21 protein-coding genes are annotated in these 21,023 nt (G+C 62.1%); 14 read left to right on the top strand and 7 right to left on the bottom strand.

From position 1 onward, the window contains the following. Positions 1–39: 39 nt before the first annotated feature. The 5 genes from Q0X62_RS15200 to bcp form a co-directional block, all read right to left on the bottom strand. Positions 40–1,257: an acyltransferase family protein gene (locus Q0X62_RS15200; RefSeq protein ID WP_297737790.1), complete on the bottom strand. Its 1,218-nt coding sequence runs from the start codon at positions 1,255–1,257 to the stop codon at positions 40–42. A 218-nt stretch (positions 1,258–1,475) separates the two neighbouring features. Next, complete coding sequence (locus Q0X62_RS15195; RefSeq protein WP_297737787.1) at positions 1,476–1,958, bottom strand: polymer-forming cytoskeletal protein; 483 nt, start codon at positions 1,956–1,958, stop codon at positions 1,476–1,478. 58 nt (positions 1,959–2,016) lie between these two features. Next, on the bottom strand, positions 2,017–3,171 hold the full coding sequence (locus Q0X62_RS15190) for a M23 family metallopeptidase (protein ID WP_297737785.1): 1,155 nt from the start codon (positions 3,169–3,171) through the stop codon (positions 2,017–2,019). A gap of 188 nt (positions 3,172–3,359) precedes the next feature. Further along, positions 3,360–4,175, bottom strand: coding sequence for a ferritin-like domain-containing protein (locus tag Q0X62_RS15185; RefSeq protein WP_297737782.1), 816 nt, complete (start codon positions 4,173–4,175; stop codon positions 3,360–3,362). Continuing rightward, positions 4,168–4,638: a thioredoxin-dependent thiol peroxidase gene (gene bcp / locus Q0X62_RS15180; RefSeq protein WP_297737779.1), complete on the bottom strand. Its 471-nt coding sequence runs from the start codon at positions 4,636–4,638 to the stop codon at positions 4,168–4,170. Before bcp ends, Q0X62_RS15185 begins: the two co-directional genes overlap by 8 nt. Before the next feature lie 103 nt (positions 4,639–4,741). On the opposite strand from bcp, the gene Q0X62_RS15175 reads away from it, so the two are divergent. Next, the gene (locus Q0X62_RS15175) at positions 4,742–8,215 is read left to right on the top strand and encodes an AsmA-like C-terminal region-containing protein (protein ID WP_297737776.1); all 3,474 of its coding nucleotides are present in this window, start codon (positions 4,742–4,744) and stop codon (positions 8,213–8,215) included. Here the strand turns inward: Q0X62_RS15175 and tyrS are convergent. Further along, a complete protein-coding gene (tyrS, locus tag Q0X62_RS15170; RefSeq protein ID WP_297737773.1) occupies positions 8,212–9,459 on the bottom strand; it encodes a tyrosine--tRNA ligase in 1,248 nt (415 codons plus the stop codon). The two genes, Q0X62_RS15175 and tyrS, sit on opposite strands and share 4 nt — an antisense overlap. 63 nt (positions 9,460–9,522) lie before the next feature. On the opposite strand from tyrS, the gene Q0X62_RS15165 reads away from it, so the two are divergent. Continuing rightward, the gene (locus tag Q0X62_RS15165) at positions 9,523–10,629 is read left to right on the top strand and encodes an anhydro-N-acetylmuramic acid kinase (RefSeq protein WP_297737772.1); all 1,107 of its coding nucleotides are present in this window, start codon (positions 9,523–9,525) and stop codon (positions 10,627–10,629) included. Positions 10,630–10,696: 67 nt separating this feature from the next. Here Q0X62_RS15165 and Q0X62_RS15160 read toward each other — a convergent pair whose 3' ends face one another. Beyond that, positions 10,697–11,380: an alpha/beta hydrolase gene (locus Q0X62_RS15160; RefSeq protein ID WP_297737769.1), complete on the bottom strand. Its 684-nt coding sequence runs from the start codon at positions 11,378–11,380 to the stop codon at positions 10,697–10,699. Between the two features lie 209 nt (positions 11,381–11,589). Between Q0X62_RS15160 and Q0X62_RS15155 the strand changes: the two genes are divergently transcribed. From Q0X62_RS15155 to Q0X62_RS15100, 12 genes are read left to right on the top strand one after another with little or no spacing between them, the layout of a single operon-like run. Next, entirely contained in the window at positions 11,590–12,090 is a 501-nt protein-coding gene (locus Q0X62_RS15155; RefSeq protein WP_297737766.1) for an Rrf2 family transcriptional regulator, read from the top strand. 2 nt (positions 12,091–12,092) lie between these two features. Next, positions 12,093–13,244, top strand: a complete 1,152-nt coding sequence (locus tag Q0X62_RS15150) for a cysteine desulfurase family protein (RefSeq protein ID WP_297737763.1) — start codon at positions 12,093–12,095, stop codon at positions 13,242–13,244. Between the two features lie 17 nt (positions 13,245–13,261). Beyond that, positions 13,262–14,737, top strand: coding sequence for a Fe-S cluster assembly protein SufB (gene sufB / locus Q0X62_RS15145; RefSeq protein WP_297737761.1), 1,476 nt, complete (start codon positions 13,262–13,264; stop codon positions 14,735–14,737). Beyond that, positions 14,737–15,348, top strand: a complete 612-nt coding sequence (locus tag Q0X62_RS15140) for a hypothetical protein (protein ID WP_297737758.1) — start codon at positions 14,737–14,739, stop codon at positions 15,346–15,348. The genes sufB and Q0X62_RS15140 overlap by 1 nt, the downstream gene beginning before the upstream one ends. Then, on the top strand, positions 15,345–15,839 hold the full coding sequence (locus Q0X62_RS15135) for a cupin domain-containing protein (protein ID WP_297737755.1): 495 nt from the start codon (positions 15,345–15,347) through the stop codon (positions 15,837–15,839). The genes Q0X62_RS15140 and Q0X62_RS15135 overlap by 4 nt, the downstream gene beginning before the upstream one ends. Further along, the gene (locus tag Q0X62_RS15130; protein ID WP_297737752.1) at positions 15,836–16,516 is read left to right on the top strand and encodes a hypothetical protein; all 681 of its coding nucleotides are present in this window, start codon (positions 15,836–15,838) and stop codon (positions 16,514–16,516) included. The genes Q0X62_RS15135 and Q0X62_RS15130 overlap by 4 nt, the downstream gene beginning before the upstream one ends. 37 nt (positions 16,517–16,553) lie before the next feature. Further along, on the top strand, positions 16,554–17,318 hold the full coding sequence (sufC, locus tag Q0X62_RS15125) for a Fe-S cluster assembly ATPase SufC (RefSeq protein WP_297737749.1): 765 nt from the start codon (positions 16,554–16,556) through the stop codon (positions 17,316–17,318). A 3-nt stretch (positions 17,319–17,321) separates the two neighbouring features. Next, the gene (gene sufD / locus Q0X62_RS15120) at positions 17,322–18,350 is read left to right on the top strand and encodes a Fe-S cluster assembly protein SufD (protein ID WP_297737746.1); all 1,029 of its coding nucleotides are present in this window, start codon (positions 17,322–17,324) and stop codon (positions 18,348–18,350) included. After that, complete coding sequence (locus tag Q0X62_RS15115) at positions 18,347–19,588, top strand: cysteine desulfurase (protein WP_297737743.1); 1,242 nt, start codon at positions 18,347–18,349, stop codon at positions 19,586–19,588. The genes sufD and Q0X62_RS15115 overlap by 4 nt, the downstream gene beginning before the upstream one ends. A gap of 8 nt (positions 19,589–19,596) precedes the next feature. Next, complete coding sequence (locus Q0X62_RS15110; RefSeq protein WP_297737741.1) at positions 19,597–20,025, top strand: SUF system Fe-S cluster assembly protein; 429 nt, start codon at positions 19,597–19,599, stop codon at positions 20,023–20,025. A 9-nt stretch (positions 20,026–20,034) separates the two neighbouring features. After that, on the top strand, positions 20,035–20,394 hold the full coding sequence (locus Q0X62_RS15105; protein ID WP_297737738.1) for an iron-sulfur cluster assembly accessory protein: 360 nt from the start codon (positions 20,035–20,037) through the stop codon (positions 20,392–20,394). A gap of 6 nt (positions 20,395–20,400) precedes the next feature. Continuing rightward, positions 20,401–20,991, top strand: a complete 591-nt coding sequence (locus Q0X62_RS15100) for a glutathione S-transferase N-terminal domain-containing protein (protein ID WP_297737733.1) — start codon at positions 20,401–20,403, stop codon at positions 20,989–20,991. The last annotated feature ends 32 nt before the right edge of the window (positions 20,992–21,023 follow it).

The raw sequence follows: 21,023 nt of genomic DNA, 5'->3' as shown, positions 1-21,023 counted from the left end.
CGCGTCGGGTCAACGAGCGCGCCGGAACTATGCCTTGATTCAGGTCGAGGCATCAGTGGGTATGCCAGCAGGCTCGATGCGAGCCTTGTCGGCTCGCCGGCCGTTCAGCCAACCCCCGATCCAGCTGTGCCGGACAATCAGATGGTAGGTGCCGAGCAGGATTGCGAAGGTGATCGCAAGGATTAGTGGCAACTTGACCAGGCCAGTAAGTGCGACGTCGGACAGGGCGACTTGCAACGCCATCACCAGCGGCAAGTGCATCAGGTAGACCCAGTAGGAGGAGTCCGCCAGATAACGCCAGACCTTGTTCTCGCGCGAGAAGACCACGAGCGCGGCACCAGTCAGGCCGAACGTCCAGGTCCAGATCGCCAGTGTGTAGGCGGCGGCAACCGGCAGGCGGTCCAAACCGGCCTCCACGAGTGTGAAGTTCGGCGTCACACCGAGCTCCATCACAAGCCATGTCGTGAGCGCAATCGCGATTGCGAGATTCATATGCCAGGCGCTTTTCCAGGCCGCCAGAACAAGATCGCTGCGACGATGGGCGGCCCAACCGGCCGCGAAAGCGGTTCCGTATGCGATCAGCGCGCCGGTATTGGGGATGAGGCCGGTATCCGGCGTCGGAATTCCGAACCAGCTCATCCACATTGGCGTGGTTACAAACCAGGCGGCCAGCGGGGCCGCCAGAAGGAGGGTGCCGAGCGGGGTGCGAGCCAGAAGCCCGGTGATGGTGTCGATGATCTTGCCGCTCAGGTCCGAACGGTCGACCAGGCGCACAAGCGCCGTCAGAGGCAAGGCAATTGCGTAGAAAATCACCAGCAGGTAGAGAAACCACAAATGGGTCAGCGGGAAATTCTGGGCTGTCAGGGGCGGCGTCTCCTGGTCCGGCATTTCGCCGCCATGGGCCCGCATTGTGGCCCAGATCGCAACTGTCACGATCAGCGCGAAGAGCGGCATCCACAAGGTGATCAGGGGCAGGGCGATGCGCTTGGCGCGGTCGAGGGCGAGACCCAGAATGCCGCGTCGGCCGAGGGCCATACGGGCAAAATAGCCGGCGATCATGAAGAACAGCACCATCCGGAAGATGTGCGGAACGAAGAAACCGAGGCTGAAACCGGCCGCAGCCTGGCTGTCCTGGGCGATCCAGATCGGTATTCCGGGAATGAAGGACATTGAGGCGTGGAGCACCACGCCGAGAAACAAGGCCAGGGCGCGCACCGCATCGAGCGCGTGAATTCGGGGGGAAGGGGCGATGGTCATGAAGGGCTCCAATTAGGTGTCGCCGATCATGTAGCACAGACAAGTTTGAAATACAAACTTGTCTGATCAAGAGGTGCTGAGGTGAGAACTCCAGGGCGTTGTCCGCTCGCAAGCGTTAGGAATGTCGTTGGAAATCAGCCGCCTGGGACATCCGCAGTGAGCACAAAAAAACCGGCGCTCATTGGAGCGCCGGTTCTCATGACTGATATCGCCGTCGGCTAGAAGCCGGACTTGCTCGCGACCGGCGGCTCGAGCGAACCGAGCGGGTCCTGCTCCTTGGCCGGGGCCGGGGGCTTGCTGTCGGCCTTGGAGGAAGGCTCGGACTTGGCACTGCTATCCTTCGACGAGGTCGTCTTGCCGGATGACCCACCATCCTTGAGCGGATCCGACGAGTGACGGCAATGACCGTCGAAGAAAGCGCCGCTTTCTACCGACAGGGCGGCATGGACGATATCGCCCTCGATGCGGGCAGTGGACGCCAGCTGCACCTGACGGGCACGGACGCTGCCTGTCACGCGCCCACGGATCACCACGGTCTCTGCCTGGACTTCGCCGGACACGGTGGCGTCTTCGCCGATAATCAGCGAGCCCGCACGCACATCGCCATCAACAGTGCCATCCAGCTGGATTTCACCGTCCGAAACGATCGTGCCGGTCAGAACGAGATCACCGGAAAGAATGGAGGGGGCTTTCGATTTCATGGCGGTCCTTTTCGGTGGTGCGCTAAACGCAGCGGTCTCGGGAGACGAAGAGTCTTTGTTACCCTTGTTGAACATATTGGCCAGCTCTCAATAAACGCTCAGGATCGATCGCCGATCCATTATACCAGATTTCATAGTGCAGATGCGTAGCGGTACTGCGCCCCGTGGACCCCATCCCCCCGATACGCTGACCGCGCTCGACTGTATCGCCACGTCGCACGTCGATTTCATGAAGATGGCCATACCGGGTCACAAAGCCGTAGCCATGGTCGATCTCCACCGTGCGACCATAGCCGCCCCGCCAGCCGGCGTAAATGACCCGGCCCGGTCCGGTCGCCTCGATCGGCGCGCGACGATAGGCGCCAAAGTCCATTCCGCGGTGCGGTGTGGGCCGACCGTTGAACGGATCGATGCGCAGGCCAAAATCGCTGGTCTGGCGGTATGTGTCACCGACAGGCTCGCCGAGCGGGCCGGCCTCGACGAAATCCTCAAGTTCCTCGACTTCCAGCAGGCGCGAGGCAATGCGGGCAATCCGGCTGGAGAAAGCCTGGTCGATATTGACCGAAGAGGAGGCAAAGGCGCCAGACTCGCTGATCGGAATAAACGGGCCGCCGGTTTCGTTGGTGTCACGGTTGTCAGCGATCACATCTTCCAGATTCAGACCGGTCAGACGCAAGACTGCGCGCAAGTTTTGCAGGCGCGCCTCCGTTGCATCTTCCGCGTGGGCCAGGACGCTATCCTGTTCACCCATCAAGTAGGTGATCTGGTCTTCCGGTTCGCCGGATGCCGTGGCAGCGACGGAAACCAGCGGGTCGCGAGCCTCACGTGGGGTCGGATCGGCGGGCGTTGCGGCCATCAGCACGCGACCATCGGCGAGCGCAGGAGAGGGCTCCATTTCCTGACCGGTGAGTTGCTCGGCAAATTCGACGAGTTGGCGCAGGGTCTCGTGGCGCATCTGGAATTCGTAAGCGGTGCGGTCGAATTCTTCCATTCGCGATTCCATCAACGAAATCGCAGTCGCTTCGGTGGCGCGGGCCTCGGCGACAAGGCGGTGTGATTCAAGTCGTTCGCGCTCGATCTCACTTTCCTTGGCGGCCATGGCCTGACCGTGGAAGGCCACAGATACAGTGGAGAAGCACAGCCAGCCAGCCAGAAACGTCGCGCCCAGGAGCGCGGAAATCTGAACGGTTGTGGAGATGGCAAAGTAACGCACCTGCCCATCTGAGCGATGGTAGATTTGTCGGTCCGGAAACCAACGTTGAGCCGTTCCCCAAACAGCTTCTTTCACTCTAGTGAACATGCAGTACGCCGCTCTGTTCCGATTACCCCGGGCCCCAAGGCGAGCATGTGACACAAAACCGGGCCCAATATCAACAAGTCCGATGCAAGAGATGCGCCGGATCAGGTTAGGTCTTGGTAAAATTCAGGTGGCAAGTCCGCCTTCAGGCGCGCCTCGGCGTTGAAAGGCGGTTTCAAGCCGCCACTGAAATGCTGGCGTACAAGGGTTTTGAACCAGTCAACAGGATCGCGTTGGGCCCGCGCGGCGACATGTCGAAACCAGCGGGCACCAGCCGCTACATGTCCCACTTCTTCCGCATAGATGACGCGTAAACAGTCGGCACTGACCGTGTCCCCGGCAGAGACCAACCGGTCAATCATGCCGGGTGTCACATCCAGCCCGCGCGCTTCGAGCACGAGGGGCGCGACGGCGAGCCGGGCCGGCAGCGAGTCGCGTGTTGCCATGGCGGCGTCCCAGAGCCCGTTATGGGCTGGCAGGTCGCCGTATTGCGCATCCATATCCGCCAGCCGGTCGGTGATCAGGCGGAAATGGCGGGCCTCGTCGTCGCCGACTCCTATCCAGTCATCGACGAAGGCATGCCGGGCCTCCGGAGCGAGTGCTTCATCGCAGGCGAAGCGGGCGACCATGTCGAAGGCCAGGTCGATGGCGTTGAACTCGATATGGGCAACGGCATGCAAGAGGGCGATCCGGCCGGGCACCGTATTCAGGCGTCGCCGCGGGACATCACCCGGCGCAATCAGAACCGGGTGAGCCGGTCGGGCAGGCTGATCGTCCGGCCGAGGCGCGCTATCGGGGACAATGCACCGACCGGCGCGCCAGAGCTGTGCGACCTCGTGCGCCCGCCCGGTTTTAGCTGCGGGGTCGCCGCGTGCCAGAACGCTGCGGGCCAGGGCCGTGATGTCGTGAGTGTCAGCCAAGGGCGCGCACAGCCTCGAGGACTTCATCGACATGGCCCTTCACTTTCACCTTGTGCCAGATGCGGGCGAGGCGGCCCTCGCGGTCGATCAGGAAGGTCGAGCGGTCAATGCCCATGTATTCGCGGCCATAGAGCTTCTTTTGCACCCAGGAGCCGTAAGCCTCCACGACCTCGCCATCCTCATCGGAGGCGAGACGCACCTGCAACCCATGTTTGGCCTTGAAATTGTCATGCTTTTTGACGCTATCCTTGGACAGGCCGATAACGACGGCCCCGGCAGCGGTGAACGCGTCGGCCGCAGCGGTGAAATCGAGAGCCTCGGTGGTGCAACCCGGTGTGTTGTCCTTGGGGTACATGTAAAGCACAACGATCTGGCCGCGCAGCTCGGCAAGATCGATAGTCTCGCCGCCATCGGCGGGCAGTGTGAAAGTCGGAGCAAGGTCGCCGGTTTTGAGTTCACTCATGTCATTTCCCTGTCTGGTTTCGCCTGCAAGGCCGGTCTCGCCGTGTAATGTGCGTTTCCAGGCCGCCACGTCCAGTGCGCGGACTGCGGGAAGGCCGGTCTGAATGCTGCGCAAATCCGTCAAATGGACATTGATCTATCTGCTCGAGGCTGTCGCGGCGCTGCTGGCGCTGATCATTTTCGCGATCGGGTTCGTCCTCTGGCGGCTATCGTCCGGGCCGGTCGAGCTCGACTTTCTGCGCGAGGATGCCCAGGCCATGCTGGCCTCGGCCTTCGAAGGTGAGGTCGTCGCCCTGGGGACGCTGCAAGCCCGTTTCGAGCCTTCCACCCGGGCAATCGTCATGGTGGCGACGGATGTGACGGTGGCCGAAGCCTCCGGCGAAGTCGTCACCCGGGCGCCGCGAATCGAGGCCGGACTGGCTGCAGACGCGCTCATCTTCGGTCGAATCGAACCGGTCGAGCTCACCATTGATGGGGGATCCGTGTCCATCGTGCGCCGGGCTGACGGCGCGGTAGGCGCGGGGCTTGGTGGGGTCGAACGTGTCGCGGCGAGCGCCCGCCTGCCAGAGCGTGGCGGTGATGACAGCGCCTCACTTTTTGAGATCCTGTCGGGTCCTGATGCGCCCGCGCAGCTCGGACGCTTACGGCGCGTCAATGTATCCAACGCTGCGGTTCGTGTGGTCGATGACGTGATCGGCCTCGCCTGGTTTGTTGATTCTGCGGGTGTCATTTTTGAACGCGATGATGCGCGCATTCTGGCAGAGATCGACGGGAGGCTGGCGACGCCGTCCGGATTCGCGCCGGTTTCCTTGCGCCTTCGGGCCGGCAATAATCTCGAGAGTCTCCTTTTGGAGGCGCGGTTTGAAGGCCTGTCTCCGGCGGGAATCCTGCCTGACTCCGGACCGGTCTCAGCCCTGCGCGCGCTGGATGCGCCAATCAATCTCAATCTGGTCGTCGATGCGACGCGCGACAGCGGAATACGGACTGCGTCCATGCAGCTGGATATTGGTGCTGGCCAGATCCTTGTTGATGGCCAGACGCATGCGTTCGCCGGGGCCAATCTATATGCGAGCTTCGACCCGGTTGATGCTGTGATGACGCTGCATAGCGGCCGCGTTCGGTCTGATCTTTTCGCAGCCTCCGTCGAGGGGCGTCTGACAGAGATCGGCGGATATGATGGTGCCCTGCCGACCCGCGCCCGGTTCGAATTGGCAATCGGTCAGGGGTTCATCGATATGGGGCCAGTTTTCGAGCGGGCCCCGGAGTGGGAATTGCTGGCCGCGTCCGGTGAAGTGCGTCTCGATGAATTCGCCCTGACGCTCGACAGGCTTGATGTCGTGATCGACACGATCCAGGCCGAACTGAGCGGCGGGCTGCAGCTCGAACAGGGCCTGGACGGGCGCTGGTTGCCCAATCTGCAGCTGGCCGGCCCGATCGCCGGAGATATTCAGCCGCAAACCGTGCTTGCCTACTGGCCGGTTGAACTCGCCGATGGCGCTCGCGAATGGGTCAGTGAAGGCATTCTCGGGGGGCGTTTCTACAATGCCCGCTTTGATCTTGACCTTCCCGCCGCAGCGATCGAGGCCGGTCGGCTGGACAATGACCGCATGCGTCTGAGCTTCGACTTTGAAGATGCCCATGTGCGCTACATCTCGACCATGACCCCGATCACGCAGGGCCGGGGCTCGGCTGTCCTGCACGGCAATGCCTTCGAAGTGACCCTGGACAGTGGTGTGATCGGGGACATCGTGCTGAGCGAAGGTTTCGTCGATATGCCGCGCCTCAATCCCAAGGGCGCCATGGCGCGCTATGGCGGAGTTGCGCGCGGTGAGGCCGCCGACATTCTCGCCTTGATTGATGAGGATCCACTCTATCTGGTCTCCGACTACGGGCTCGATCCGACATTGGTCGGGGGCGAGGGCGAGATGCGTTTCGAAATCCGCCGCGCCATGCTTACCGAGGTTGATCCAGAGGACATCCCCTTCTTCATCGAGGGGCGCTTCAACAATGCGTCGCTGGACATTCCCGGTACTGATTACGCCCTCAGCGAGGGCGATGTGGTGATTTCGGCGAGCCAGGAAGGTCTGGAGGCAAGCGGCACGGCGCGCCTCTTTGATGCCCCTGTTCAGGTGGTTTGGCGCGAGCGGTTCGGCCTGCCCGATGGTGAACCATCGACCCGGATCGGGCTGGAAACCACGATCAATGCGCGCACGCTGGATCAGTTCAACATGCCGGCGCGTCGCTATCTGGACGGCGCCATCCGGATCGCTGCTGAAGCCGTCTCCGATGGCCTTGAATTCCGATCGGTTGATATCGAGGCAGACCTCGTCGATGCGCTGATCGAAGCGCCGGGCGGCGTCTGGTCGAAGCAAGCCGGGGCGCCCGGGCGCGCGACGCTGAGCCTGACCCAAACGGAAGACGGTGGCTTCGATCTGGACTCGATTCGACTCGAGGCTGACGGCGCAGCGCTTGAAGCCTCGGCACGGATTGGCGCGAACGGGGCGCTGCGCCAAATCGAGGCAGATCGAATCTATGTCGACAATCTGATGGAGGTCGCGGGTCGAATAACGCCAGCTGATGTTGTCGGGGAGCCGCTGCGCATGCGGCTTACGGGCCAGTATGCGGATATCAGCTCGATCGTGCCGCATCTCACCTCGATGGGTGGGGAAGGCGGGATCACCCTGCCGCTGTCGCTTCAGGTCGATGTCGGGCGTCTCATCCTGTCGGAGTCGAGCGTGCTCGATCAATTCAATCTGATCTGGCGCAGCGAAGAAGCAGGCATTCGGGCTGTCTCTGTCTCGGGCAATGCCGTGGATGGACCCTTTCAGGCTTCCTTCGGTGCGTCCGAGCCGGGCGGTCCCCGGGATTTTCGCATCGAGGCCCAGTCACTGGAACGCCTGTCGGCTCTGATCGGTATCGAGGGTTACGCCCATGGCGGGCTGGTTTCGGTGCTCGGCAGCGCGCCGCCATTAGGGACAGAGGGCCCGCTGACCGCTCGGGTTGAAATTCGTGACCTGACGCTTGTTCAGGTCCCGGTCCTCGCGCGCATCCTGGCCGCGGGCTCCTTTCAGGGGCTGGGGGCGCTTTTGAATGGGGAAGGCATCAGCTTCGATGCGGTTGATGCGGATATCGCCTGGGAAGCCGGCCTGTTGACGATTGGCGATGCCCGGGCGCGGGGCAATGCCCTGGGTGTGACCGCTTCGGGAACAATTGATTTTGCCGGAAGTCGGGCTGCCATCGACGGCAATCTCGCGCCGTCCTATGTCATCAATTCATTGTTCGCCGGCGTTCCCTTGATCGGAGAGGTGCTGGTTTCTCGCCCGGGGGAAGGGGTGATCGGAATCACCTATTCGGTCGAGGGCCCGTTCGACAGCCTGACCGTCTTTGCCAATCCGCTCTCTGCCCTGGCACCTGGCGTGTTGCGCCGGATGTTTGAAGGCACGGCCGCCGAACGCGCGGCGCGTGAGCGTGAGAATGCGCCTGCGCTCCCCGCGCCGGGGCCGGCAGAATCGACTCCTGATGCGCCACAGACCTCGCTCGAGCCTGCGGAAGATCCGGAGCCTGACGACGGCAATTAGGTCGGCTTGGCGAGGGCGTGCCGTTTCTTGCCGATCGACAGCTTGATGGCACCCTCGACCAGGTCTTGCGTGCCGGCCTTGGCGAAGGGATCGGCGAGCGGCTTGTCATTGACCTTGGCAGCGCCGGCTTTGATATGCCGCCGCATCTCGCCATTCGATCCGGCAAGCTCGGCTGCCACGAAGAGGCTCACCAGGGTGACCTCGCCGCTCTCCAAACCCTCAAAGCTGATGGTCGGCAGGGCGGCGCCGGTACCACCTTGAGCAAAGGTCTGTTGCGCCGTCTGCTCGGCGGCACGCGCCGCCTCGGCACCATGCAGCAATGTGGTGGCCTCATTGGCCAGGCGCACCTTCGCATCATTGATCTCCGCGCCCTCAAGCGCTTCCAGACGCGCGATCTCGTCCAGCCCGACATCGGTGAAAAGGCGCAGGAAGCGCCCGACATCGGCGTCTTCGGTATTGCGCCAGAATTGCCAGTACTCGTAGGGGCTCTTCAGGTCATCATTGAGCCAGACAGCCCCATCGGCGGTCTTGCCCATCTTGGCGCCGGATGCCGTGGTGATCAGCGGCGTGGTGAAGCCGAAGACCTCTTTCTGGTCGACGCGGCGGCAAAGCTCTACGCCATTGACGATATTGCCCCATTGATCGCCGCCGCCAAGCTGAAGCGTGCAATCATAACGCCGGTTCAATTCGAGGAAATCGACGGCCTGTAGCAGCATGTAGTTGAACTCGAGGAAGGTGAGCGGCTGCTCGCGCTCGAGCCGCAGCTTGACCGAGTCGAAAGTCATCATGCGATTGATGGTGAAGTGCGGCCCGAATTTGCGCAGGAATTCCAGGTAACCAAATTCCGACAGCCATTCGTCATTGTTGACGACCAGGGCGTCGGTTGGACCGTCACCGATCTGCATCAGCGGACGGAAAGGTTTGAGGATGCCCTCGATATTGGCCGCGATCGCCGCGTCGTCCAGCATGGAGCGCGTCTTGTCCTTGCCGGAGGGGTCACCAATCTTGGTCGTACCGCCGCCCATCAGGATGATCGGCTTGTGGCCCGCCTGCTGGATACGGCGCAGCATCATGATCTGGACCAGTGATCCGACATGCAGGCTGGAAGCTGTCGCATCAAATCCGATATAGGCTGTCACGACGCCGTCCAGGGCGGCCTTGTCGAGACCCTCCAGATTGGTCGCGTCATTGTAGTAGCCGCGCTCGACAAGCGTGCGCACGAGATCGGACTTGTAATCACTCATGAAGCTCTCTCCTGATAAGACGCTTCTAGGTCGAGTGGCGAGCGGGGAAAAGAGGGGGCTTGCATGAAACGGATCATCGGTCTGATGAGCGGGACATCGCTGGACGGTATTGATGCTGCCCTGATCGAAACCGATGGCGAAGGCATCCACCGTTTCGGTCCGGGCGAAACCCAGCCGTATTCCGACAGTGACCGAGCCATACTGCAGGATGCTGTTGATCGTGCCTTGGCCTGGGGATTTGACGGTGCCCTGCCGGACTTTGAAGCGGCGGAGCGGGTCCTGACCCTGCGCCACAGCCTCGCTGTCCAGCGCGTTCTGGATGCCGCCGGTCTGGCCGCGTCGGACATCGATCTGATCGGCTTTCACGGTCAGACGGTTCTGCATCGGGCCCCGCAAAAAGGGCGTAACGGGCAGACACTTCAGATCGGCGATGGCGCGGCGCTCGCCCGGGCCACCGGGATTGCGGTTGCATTTGATTTCCGGTCAGCGGATGTGGACATGGGCGGGCAGGGCGCGCCATTGGCGACGCTGTATCATGACGCGTTGGCGCACCAGTCCGGGCTTGATTGTCCGCTGGCTATTCTCAACCTGGGCGGCGTGGCGAATGTGACCTGGCTGGCACCGGATGCCGACCCGGTGGCCTTTGACACCGGACCGGCCAATGGATTGATTGATGCCTGGTGCCAGCACAGGGTCGGCCAGCCCTATGATCGGGGTGGCCAGCTGGCGGCGCGCGGGGAGGTTGACCCCGGCGCGCTGGAGGTCCTGTTGGCTCACCCCTTCTTCAAGCTGTCCCCCCCGAAATCTCTCGACCGCTGGGACTTCACGCTGGACCCGGTTTTCGATCTGTCTGTGGAGGACGGCGCCGCGACCCTGACTGCGTTCACCGCCCGAACAGTGGCAGACGCCATTACGGCGCTGGGCCGTCCGGTGCGACTGCTTGTCGGCGGCGGCGGGCGACATAATCCGGTCCTGATGGCGGCAATAGGTGAGGCCGCGGGCATTGCGGCAGAACCGGTCGAGGCTGCGGGCTGGCGCGGCGACTTGCTGGAAGCCGAAGCCTTTGCCTGGCTTGCCGCGCGGGTCGCTGCGGGGCTGCCGACCTCGTTACCTTCGACAACAGGGGTTGCGGAACCGGTCTGCGGTGGCCGGATTGTTCATCCCAACTGAGATTTTCGGCAGAAAAAACCCCGACCAGGAGGCCGGGGTTTTTATCTGTCTGCCAGCGCGGTGCGGCTCAGCGCTTGCCGGTAATCGTCCGCTCGGAGCGTTCTTTCTCGACCAGTGGAAGGCGCTCATCGAGATAGGTCTCGATATGCTTTTCCAGAATGTCGAGATGGTCGGAGAAGAGGTGATTGGCGTTGGGCACGATCTCCGTTGAGATCTCGATTCCTTTTTGAACGCGGACTTTCGACATTACCCGCTCGACATCATCGGGCGGTACGATCTTGTCCGCTGAGCCATGGACGATGATGCCTGAGGCCGGGCAGGGGGCTAGGAAAGTGAAGTCATACATATTGGTCGGCGGAGCGACAGAAATGAAGCCGGCAATCTCCGGACGGCGCATCAGCAATTGCATACCGACCCAGGCGCCGAAGGAGTGTCCGGCGACCCAACAAAAGCGCGCGCCTTGGTTATAGCCTTGGACCCAGTCCAGAACGGTCGCCGCGTCGGAGAGCTCACCCAGGCCCTGATCATAGCTGCCCTGGGACCGGCCAACACCGCGGAAATTGAATCTCAGCGTTGCGAATCCCCGCTTGCGGAACACGTCATACATCATGTCCACCGAGGGATTTTCCATATTCCCGCCACCCAGCGGATGGGCATGCAGGATAAGGGCAATCGGTGCGGTAGCGTCTTCGCTCGGGCTGTAGCGCCCTTCAAGCCGGCCGGCCGGGCCGGGAATGATCACATCAGGCATTCAGTCTCGCCTTTTTGGGTCTTAACATCGGTGTCCCGTGAATATGCGGCAAATCGCCCGTTGCAAGTGCACAAGAGCGCGCCCATATTCTTGACTAATTCACTCGGATATTGGACCAGCATTCCTCGCATCGAGGTCGGCCCCCCTCCGGAAAGGCGGGTCTTAGCATGATCGGCCTGCCGGATGCGAGTGTTTAAGGAGGTAAACGCATGAAGCTGAGCACAAAAGGGCGTTATGCCGTGATGGCCATGGCCGACCTGGCAGATGCCGCCGAAACCGGTCCGGTCACGTTGAGCGACATCGCGTCGCGCCAATCCATCTCGCTTTCCTACCTGGAACAGCTCTTCGCAAAGCTGCGCCGTGCCGACATCGTGTCGTCGGTGCGCGGGCCGGGCGGCGGCTACAAGCTGAGCCGCCTGCCGACCCAGATCCGTATCTCGGACATCATCCTGGCCGTTGACGAGCCGCTGCGCGCGACGCGCTGTTCTGAAGCCAAGGGCTGTCTCAGTGATGGTCGTCGCTGCATCACCCATGACCTGTGGGACGAGTTGGGTCGGCACATTTATCTCTTCCTGTCCTCGATCACGCTGGAAGATGTCCTGGAGCGTCGGCTCTTTGGTGCCGCCTCCGGTGCGGTGGGGCGCATCGAGCGCCCGGCTGGAGCACCGCGGGAACGGCTTGGTGCCGGCGACATTCACGCCGCCGAGTAATCATGACCCGCATCTATCTGGACCATAACGCCACCACCACGGTGCGTCCGAGCGTCGTGTCAGCGATGACCGAGATGATGACCCGTGTCGGCAATCCGTCCTCCGTGCACGCGGATGGGCAGGCGGCACTGGCGCGTGTCGAAACGGCCCGGCGCCTGATCGGCAAGGCGCTGTGTGCCAGACCCGAGGATATCGTCTTTACCTCCGGCGGTACCGAGGCCCTGAACCTGGCCATTCATGCGGCCCTCCGCGCAGGCGGGATCGGGACGATCATTGTCACCGCGATCGAGCATGAAGCCGTCGCCGCCACGGCCGCCATGACCGGCCTGCCGGTCGAAGTCTGGCCGGTGAATGGTCAGGGCGTCGTCGAGACCGCCTGGCTGGAAGCGCGCCTGTCGCGCTGGACACTGGCCGACGGCAAGCCGCTGCTTGCCATGATGCTGGCCAGCAATGAAATCGGCACGATCCAGCCGGTCGCCGAGGCGACGGCGCTGATCCGCGAAGCTGGTGGCCTGAGTGTGGTCGATGCCATCCAGGCCGTCGGCAAGATCGCGGTCGATTTCGCGGGTCTTGGTTGTGACTACATGGCCATCTCGGCCCATAAATTCGGAGGCCCGCAAGGCGTCGGCGCCTTGCTGGCATCCTGCGACGCCCCGATGGCCCGTCATCATCATGGTGGTGGTCAGGAAAAGGGACGCCGGGCCGGCACGCTCAATGTGGCGGGCATTGTCGGCCTCGCGACGGCGTTGGATGAGGCGGTTGCCGGTCTGGCCGAGTTTGCCCGACTGGCCGAAGCCCGCGATCGCATGGCAGCGGCCTTGAAGGCGGCGTCTCCGGATCTGATCGAGATTGGTGCCGACGCGCCGCGATTGCCCAATACGCTGGGATTGAGCCAGCCCGGTTGGCCCGGTGCGACCCAGGTCATGGCGCTCGATCTCGCCGGCGTGGCGATTAGCGCCGGCTCGGCCTGTTCCTCAGGCACATCCAAGGGCTCCAAGATCGGCACCGCGCTCGGACTGCCAGAAGCGGCCTCGCAGGGCTTCGTGCGTGTAAGCCTGGGTTGGAATTCGAAACCGGATGATGCAGACGCCTTAGTCGACGCCTGGTCGGCGGCTCTGGCGCGCATTTCCCCGACACTCAAAGCAAGTGCCTGAACAGGCGGTAGGATATCATGGCTGCGGTCAAGGAAACCATTGAAGACGTTCGTAATCTTGAAGCCGACAAGTACAAGTACGGCTTCACGACGAACATCGAGCAGGATCTCGCTCCCAAAGGGCTGAACGAGGAGACTGTGCGTCTCATCTCGGCCAAGAAGGGTGAGCCGGACTGGATGCTGAAATGGCGCCTGGACGCCCTGGAACGCTTCATGGCGATGAAGGAACCGGAGTGGGCGAAGGTCCATTATCCCAGGATCGATTATCAGGACATCCACTATTACGCCGAGCCCAAGGCCGGTGCGAAGTATGACAGCATTGACGATGTGCCCGAGGAAATCCTCGCCGATTTCGCCAAGTTGGGCATTTCGTTGAAGGAGCAGGAAGTGCTTCTCGGCGTCAAAGGCTCGGAAAACCGGGTGGCCGTCGACGCCGTCTTCGACAGTGTCTCCGTCGCGACGACCTTCAAGGCCGAGTTGGCCAAGGCCGGCGTTATCTTCTGTTCGATCTCCGAAGCCCTTCGGGACCATCCCGAGCTGGTGCGCAAATATCTCGGATCGGTCGTGCCGGCCTCGGACAATTTCTTTGCCACGCTGAACACCGCCGTCTTCTCGGACGGGTCCTTCGTCTATGTGCCGCCGGGCGTGCGCTGCCCGATGGAGCTCTCGACCTATTTCCGCATGAATGCGCAAGGCACCGGCCAGTTCGAGCGCACGCTGATCATCGCCGACAAGGGCGCCTATGTGTCCTATCTGGAAGGGTGTACGGCGCCGATGCGCGACGAAAACCAGCTCCATGCCGCCGTGGTCGAACTGGTCGCGCTGGATGATGCCGAGATCAAGTATTCCACCGTCCAGAACTGGTGGCCGGGCGACGAGAACGGCAAGGGCGGGGTCTATAATTTCGTCACCAAGCGCGGCGATTGCCGGGGCAGGAATTCCAAGATCTCCTGGACCCAGGTCGAGACCGGCTCGGCCATCACCTGGAAATACCCGTCCTGCATCCTGCGCGGCGAGAATTCGCGCGGCGAGTTCTATTCGATCGCGGTGACCAATGGCCGCCAGCAAGCCGATACCGGCACCAAAATGATCCATCTTGGCAAGGGCACGACCAGCCGCATCATCTCCAAGGGCATCTCGGCCGGCCGATCGGACCAGACCTATCGTGGCCTGGTCTCGGTGCATGCGAAGGCCGAGGGCGCGCGCAATTTCACCCAGTGTGACAGCCTCCTGATCGGTGATCAGTGCGGCGCCCATACCGTGCCCTATATCGAGTGCAAGACGCCCAAGGCGGTGCTCGAGCACGAGGCCACCACGACCAAGCTCTCCGAAGACCAGCTTTTCTATGCCCGCCAGCGTGGTCTGGACGAGGAAGCCGCCACGGCCCTGCTCGTCAATGGTTTCGTCCGCGACGTCCTGCAACAGCTTCCGATGGAGTTTGCGGTCGAGGCGCAGGCCCTGCTCAAGGTCTCGCTTGAGGGGAGTGTGGGGTGATGAAACTGGTTCTGCGGGTCATCTGGCAAGGACTGCTCCCGATTTGGGGGCTGGTCGTCCTGTGCGTGGTGATCTGGGACTGGTTCCTCGTATCGGGCTTCTGGCAGCCCGATTTCTCCTATGACAGCCGAGTGGAAGTGCTGGGTGAAGCGGTATCGCCGTCGGGCGAGCTTTCATTGTCCGTGCAATCCGCCACCCATGACCTCATCACAAATGGCGAAATTACAGGCTCATTCTCGCAGTCGACGGTGACACTGAAATCGGGTGAGGCCGAGTACGCCGTGGCATATTTGGGATTGGCTGAGGATGACCGCCTGTCGCCGTTGGAGCAGGATGACCGTCTTGCCATCAGTTGGGCGAGCAATGACCGGGTTGTCGTGACCCATTGTGGTCTGCGTTTTACGTCGATGCAAAATGCGGTCACGCTGCGTGAGGATGCTGGCGCTGTCACCAGCCCGGTTCGTCAAGTTGTCGAGGTCGAATACCGGCGACGCGACGATTGCGGTCAGGCCCCACCGGAGGGTCCGAGTTTCAGTTTGACGGCTAGCAATATGCGTTTTTATGGACAGACAAGCCATTCCGTCCAGGTTCGGGAGGGTGACACGCCGTGACCCGCTCCCCCATCACCCATATCGACGACGCGCCGCTGGAAACCATGGCGCATGGCGAGACCTTCTCGGCCGATCTGGCACGGCTCGGGCCGTTGATCGGCCTGCAGCAGCTGGGCTGTTGCCTGACCATTGTGCCGCCGGGCAAGACGGCCTTCCCCTACCACAATCACCATGCCATCGAGGAAGCCGTCATCATTCTTGAGGGTGAGGGGACCTACCGTTTCGGCGAGGACCGTCACGCCGTGCGCGCCGGGCATGTCCTGGCGGCGCCGACCGGTGGCCGCGATGTCGCCCACCAGCTGATCAATACCGGCACGGGCGATCTCAAATATATCTGCGTCTCGACGATGCAGCCGGTCGATGTGGTGGAATATCCGGACAGCAATAAGGTCGGCGCGGTGCGCTGGACCGAGGGCGATGGTGATGAGCCGGCTTTCCGGCATCGCGCCTTTGCCGCCGAACCGGTGGACTACTGGGAGGGGGAAGGATGATGACCAGGATGAAGCACAGGATGATGCCGGGAGCGATCATCGTGGCGGTGGCGCTGAGCGCGTCAGCATCGGCCCAGGATTTCACCCATACCGAGGACGGCATGCCCCGGTGTGACATGCTGGAAATCGGCGATGCCGGGACCGTCGATTGTGCGTTGATGCCTGGCGAGGTTCTGTTGAATTTCGCCTATGAAACAGGTGATTGGGAATCTGTCCTCACCTTTACGCAACACGACCCGATGAGCGGCAAACTGCTTGACACCGCCAACCCGCTGACCATTGAAAGCGTCGTTTCTGCGCCAACCCTGCGCGACATCAATGAGGATGGCAGGCCCGAGCTCTTCATCCCCTACATCACCGGCAATGTGAACACCTATTACTATGTCTGGCAGGCCGATGAAGACGGTATCTACTACCCGTCCGGCGAGCTCGGCGGCTTTGGTGTCGATGCCTTCGATCTCCGCGACGGTCTGGTGATCACCATGACCCGCGAGAATGCGGCGACCTATCACGAAACAGCGCAGCGGCTTGATATGGATGGCATCGTGCACATTTACGACATGCGGATCGACGCCGCCGAGGGGCGCTGCACCATCACCGATCGTTCAGGGCTCGCGGCCCGCGGGCTGGATGCCGTTGCCATCATCACCGCCTGCGAAGCCGAATACGCACAATGACCGGTCCGGCCGGTTCGACAGGATAATGAGAGAGACCATGCTGAAAATCCAAGACCTCCAGTGCCAAGTCGAAACCCAGGACGGGGAGGACAAGCCGATCCTGAAAGGTCTTTCGCTCGAGGTGCCGGCGGGCGAGGTTCATGCTGTCATGGGGCCGAACGGTTCGGGCAAATCAACCCTGTCCTATGTCCTGACTGGCCGCGATGGGTATGAGGTCACCGGCGGCTCAATGGCCTTCGCTGGCGAGGACCTGGCCGAACTGGCGCCGGAAGCGCGCGCGGCCCTGGGCCTCTATCTCTCCTTCCAGTATCCCGTTGAAATCCCCGGCGTTCCGACCATCACCTTCCTAAAGGAAGCCCTCAACGCCCAGCGCGTGACGCGCGGGGAAGAGGAGGTTACAGCGCCGGAATTCATGAAGCTGATCCGCGAAAAGGCGAAACAGCTCAATGTCTCCATGGATATGCTCAAGCGGGCGGTGAATGTCGGCTTTTCCGGTGGTGAGAAAAAGCGGCTGGAAATTCTCCAGGCGCTGGTGCTCCAGCCGAAATTCCTGATCCTCGACGAGACCGATAGCGGCCTCGATATCGACGCGCTGAAGATCGTGTCGGACGGCGTCAATGCCCTGCGTGCGCCCGATCGCGGCATGCTGGTCATCACCCATTACCAGCGTTTGCTCGACCACATCACGCCGGACGTCGTCCACGTCATGGCGGATGGCCGCATCGTCAAATCCGGTGGCCCGGAACTGGCCCGCGAACTCGAGGCCGAAGGCTATGACAAGTATCTCGGGGAGGCGGCCTGAGGCATGACCGCGACACTGACCCATACACAAGCCGAGCAGGCCCTGATCGACGCGCTGGACGGGGCGACCGGCTGGCGCGCGCAATTGCGTGAGGTAACGCAGCGCGAGGGCTTGCCGACACGGCGCCACGAGCTCTGGAAATGGTCCGATCTGCGCCGCGCCGCCAATGATGTAAGCGGTGCTGGACGCATCGATGTGACCGGCCTGGACAGACTCACGTCGCCTCAGGATGGCGACCGTCTGGAATTGACCATCACCGCCTCGGCGGGGGCGAGTGCCGCAGACGAGACGCTGGTGGTGCCGGCGGGTGCATCCCTGACTCTGGTAGAGACGCTGAAGGGGGAGGCCGGTTCACTGGGCAATTGGCATCTCACCATTCGCGTCGAGGCGGGTGCCCGGCTCGATCGCATTGTAATCACCAATCATGACGCCGACGCGGTCTTCGTGGGATCGGCCGAGATTGAACTCGCCGACGGCGCAACACTCAACCAGACCATGGTGGATACCGGCGCGCGACTCTCGCGTAACGAAACCCATGTGGTCCACCCGGGGCACGGCGCGAGTGTCGATATGGGCGGCGCCTATATCCTGGCGGCGGGACGCCATGCAGACTCGACCAATCTCGTCCACCACACCGGTCCGGGTGGCGTCACCAAACAGCTCGTGAAGGGCGCGGTTGCGTCGGGTGGTCACGGCGTCTTCCAGGGCAAATTCATCGTCGACCGCTTGGCGCAGCAAACAGATGCGCGCATGACGCATAGGGCGCTGATGCTGGGCGAGAAAGCCGAGATCGATGCCAAACCTGAGCTGGAAATCTATGCGGACGACGTCCAGTGCGCGCACGGCAATGCGCTGGGCACGCTGGATGAGACAGCGCTTTTCTATATGCGCCAGCGCGGCTTGCCGGAGGCCAAGGCGCGCGCTTTGCTGATTGAGAGCTATCTCGCCGAGCCGCTGGACCGGGTGCAGGACGAAGCCCTTCGCGAGACGCTTAAGGCGAGCCTTCGCGCCCGCCTGGGAGCGCTGATTTGACCGCTCACTCCACCATTCAGGCACCGCTAAACATAGATGCGATCCGGGCCGAATTCCCGATTCTGCAGCGTGAGATCAATGGCTATCCGCTACGCTATCTCGACAATGCGGCCTCGGCCCAGAAACCGGAATTCGTGATCGAGAGCGTGGCCGGTGTCTATCGCGCCTCCTACGCCAATGTGCATCGCGGGCTCCACACGCTTGCCAACGAGACCACGGAAGAGTTCGAGAAGTCGCGCGAGGATGTGCGACGTTTCCTCAATGCCGAACGCACGGAGGAGATCGTCTTCACTCGCGGTTCGACTGAGGCGATCAACCTCGTGGCCCACAGTTTCGGCCAGCTCCTGGTCGAGGGCGATGAAATCATCATCTCGCAGATGGAGCATCACTCGAATATCGTGCCTTGGCGCCTTCTTGCGGATTCTAAAGGACTTATTCTGCGATGGGCGGCTGTCACCGAAACCGGCGAGCTGGATTATCCACAGCTGGCAGGCATGGTTAACGAGAAGACCAAACTGATCGCCATCACCCATATGTCGAATGTTCTGGGCACGGTGAATGATGCGACCCGGATCATCGAGATTGCGAGGGCACATGACGTTCCGGTCCTTCTCGATGGCTCACAATCGGCCGTGCACCTGCCCGTCGATGTCCAGGCCCTCGATTGCGACTTCTTCGTTTTCACCGGCCACAAACTCTATGGCCCGTCCGGTATCGGGGCGCTCTATGCCAAGGGCGATTGGCTGGACCGGCTCCCGCCCTATATGGGCGGCGGCGAGATGATTGCCGATGTGTTCGAGGACCGCGTGACCTTCGCCGATGTCCCGCACAAATTCGAGGCCGGCACGCCGGCCATTGCCGACGCGATCGGTCTGGGCGCGGCCATCCGCTGGCTGGAACGTCATGACCGCATGGCCGTGCTGGAGCATGAGCGCACCTTGATGGACCGCGCGACAGCGGGCCTGGCCGAGATCGACGGTCTGCGTATTGTCGGGACCGCCCAGGACAAGGGCGCGATCATCTCCTTCACCATGGATGGTGCGCATCCGCATGATGTCGCGCAGATTCTCGACAAGTATGGCGTCGCGGTTCGGGCCGGCCACCATTGTGCCCAGCCGCTGATGCGCCAGATGGGTGTGAGTTCGACCGCACGGGCGAGCTTCGCCATCTACAACACGATTGAAGAGGCCGATGCGTTTGTCGACGCATTGAAAAAGGCCCGCGACTTCCTCATCTAGGGATGACCATGACCGATAATACCAACCGAGACGTGATCGACCTCTCTGCGCCCGCCGTGCCTGCGACGGAAAGCCCGGTTGCCACCGAAAGCAAGCCGGCTGACGGCACGGGCGCGATCCCGGCCGACGAATTGGCGCGGATCACCGATGCCGTCGTCGAGGCGCTCAAGAGCGTCTACGACCCGGAAATCCCGGTCGATATCTATGAGCTTGGGCTGATTTACAAGGTCGATCTGGAAGACGACCGCACCCTGAAAGTCCAGATGTCGCTGACAGCGCCTGGCTGCCCCGTCGCCGGCGAAATGCCGGGCTGGGTACAGGAAGCGGTCGAGAAGGTCGACGGTGTCGACCGGGCACTGGTGGACCTCACCTTCGAGCCGCCCTGGACGCCGGATCGCATGTCTGATGAAGCGCGACTTGCGCTGAACATGTTCTAGGAGGCCGTGATGGCTGTACGTGAACGACCCAAGGCGGTGAGCCTGACAGAGGCCGCGGCCGAGCGCGTCAAGGGGCTGATGGCTCAGCGAGGCGCTGGTTTCCTGCGCGTCGGCGTCAAGAATGGCGGCTGTGCGGGCATGGAATACGAGATGGCCTATGTCGATGCACCCGGCCCGCTGGACGAGCGCGTTGAGGACCAGGGCGTCGAGATCGTACTCGAGTCCAAGGCGCTGCTTTTCCTGCTCGGCACCCAGATCGACTATGAAATCACGCCGCTTCATGCGAAATTCGTGTTCAACAACCCCAATCAAACGGACGCGTGTGGTTGCGGGGAAAGCGTGACGATCGTTCCTGTCAGGGAAGTCTGACCGACCATGAAACTCATCATCTCGACCACCTCGCCCTATTCACGCAAATGTCGGGTCATGGCGCGCGAGCTGGGCCTTGCTGATGAGGTGGAAGAGATTGAAGCCCATCCTTTCGATGATGACCCGGCCTTGCTACAGGCCAATCCGCTCGGTCGAGTCCCCTGCCTGGTCCTGGATGATGGCCAGGCTTTTACCGAAAGCGGCCTGATTGCCGACTATTTGTGCGAGCAAGCGGGCGAGCCGTGGCCGCGCGGCTGGAATGATCGTCGGCTCGAGGCGCTCGGCAGTGGACTTCTGGATCTGACCGTGGCGCGCCGTGTCGAAATGGTGCGTGATGAAGGCATCCAATCGGAATTCTGGATCCAGCGCCGGGAGCGAGGGATCATGCGGGCGATCGATGAGATTGAGCAGGCGGTCGGTGATCTGGAAAGCCCGCTGGCTCAAGGGCCGCTTACCATGGCTGTAGCCTTGGCATACATGGATTTTCGGTATCCGGAGAGTGGCTGGCGAACCGGGCGGCCGCATCTCACGGCATTGTTGGATGCCTGGGAATCTCGACCGAGTTTCCGTGCGACATTGCCGCCTGCCGGAACCTGATATGACAAGGCCGCCCTGCCAGGCGGCCTGAT

Origin of the sequence: uncultured Maricaulis sp. (assembly GCF_947259345.1) — a bacterium.
GTDB lineage: Bacteria > Pseudomonadota > Alphaproteobacteria > Caulobacterales > Maricaulaceae > Maricaulis.
This window is presented reverse-complemented; position numbering and strand designations above follow the sequence as displayed.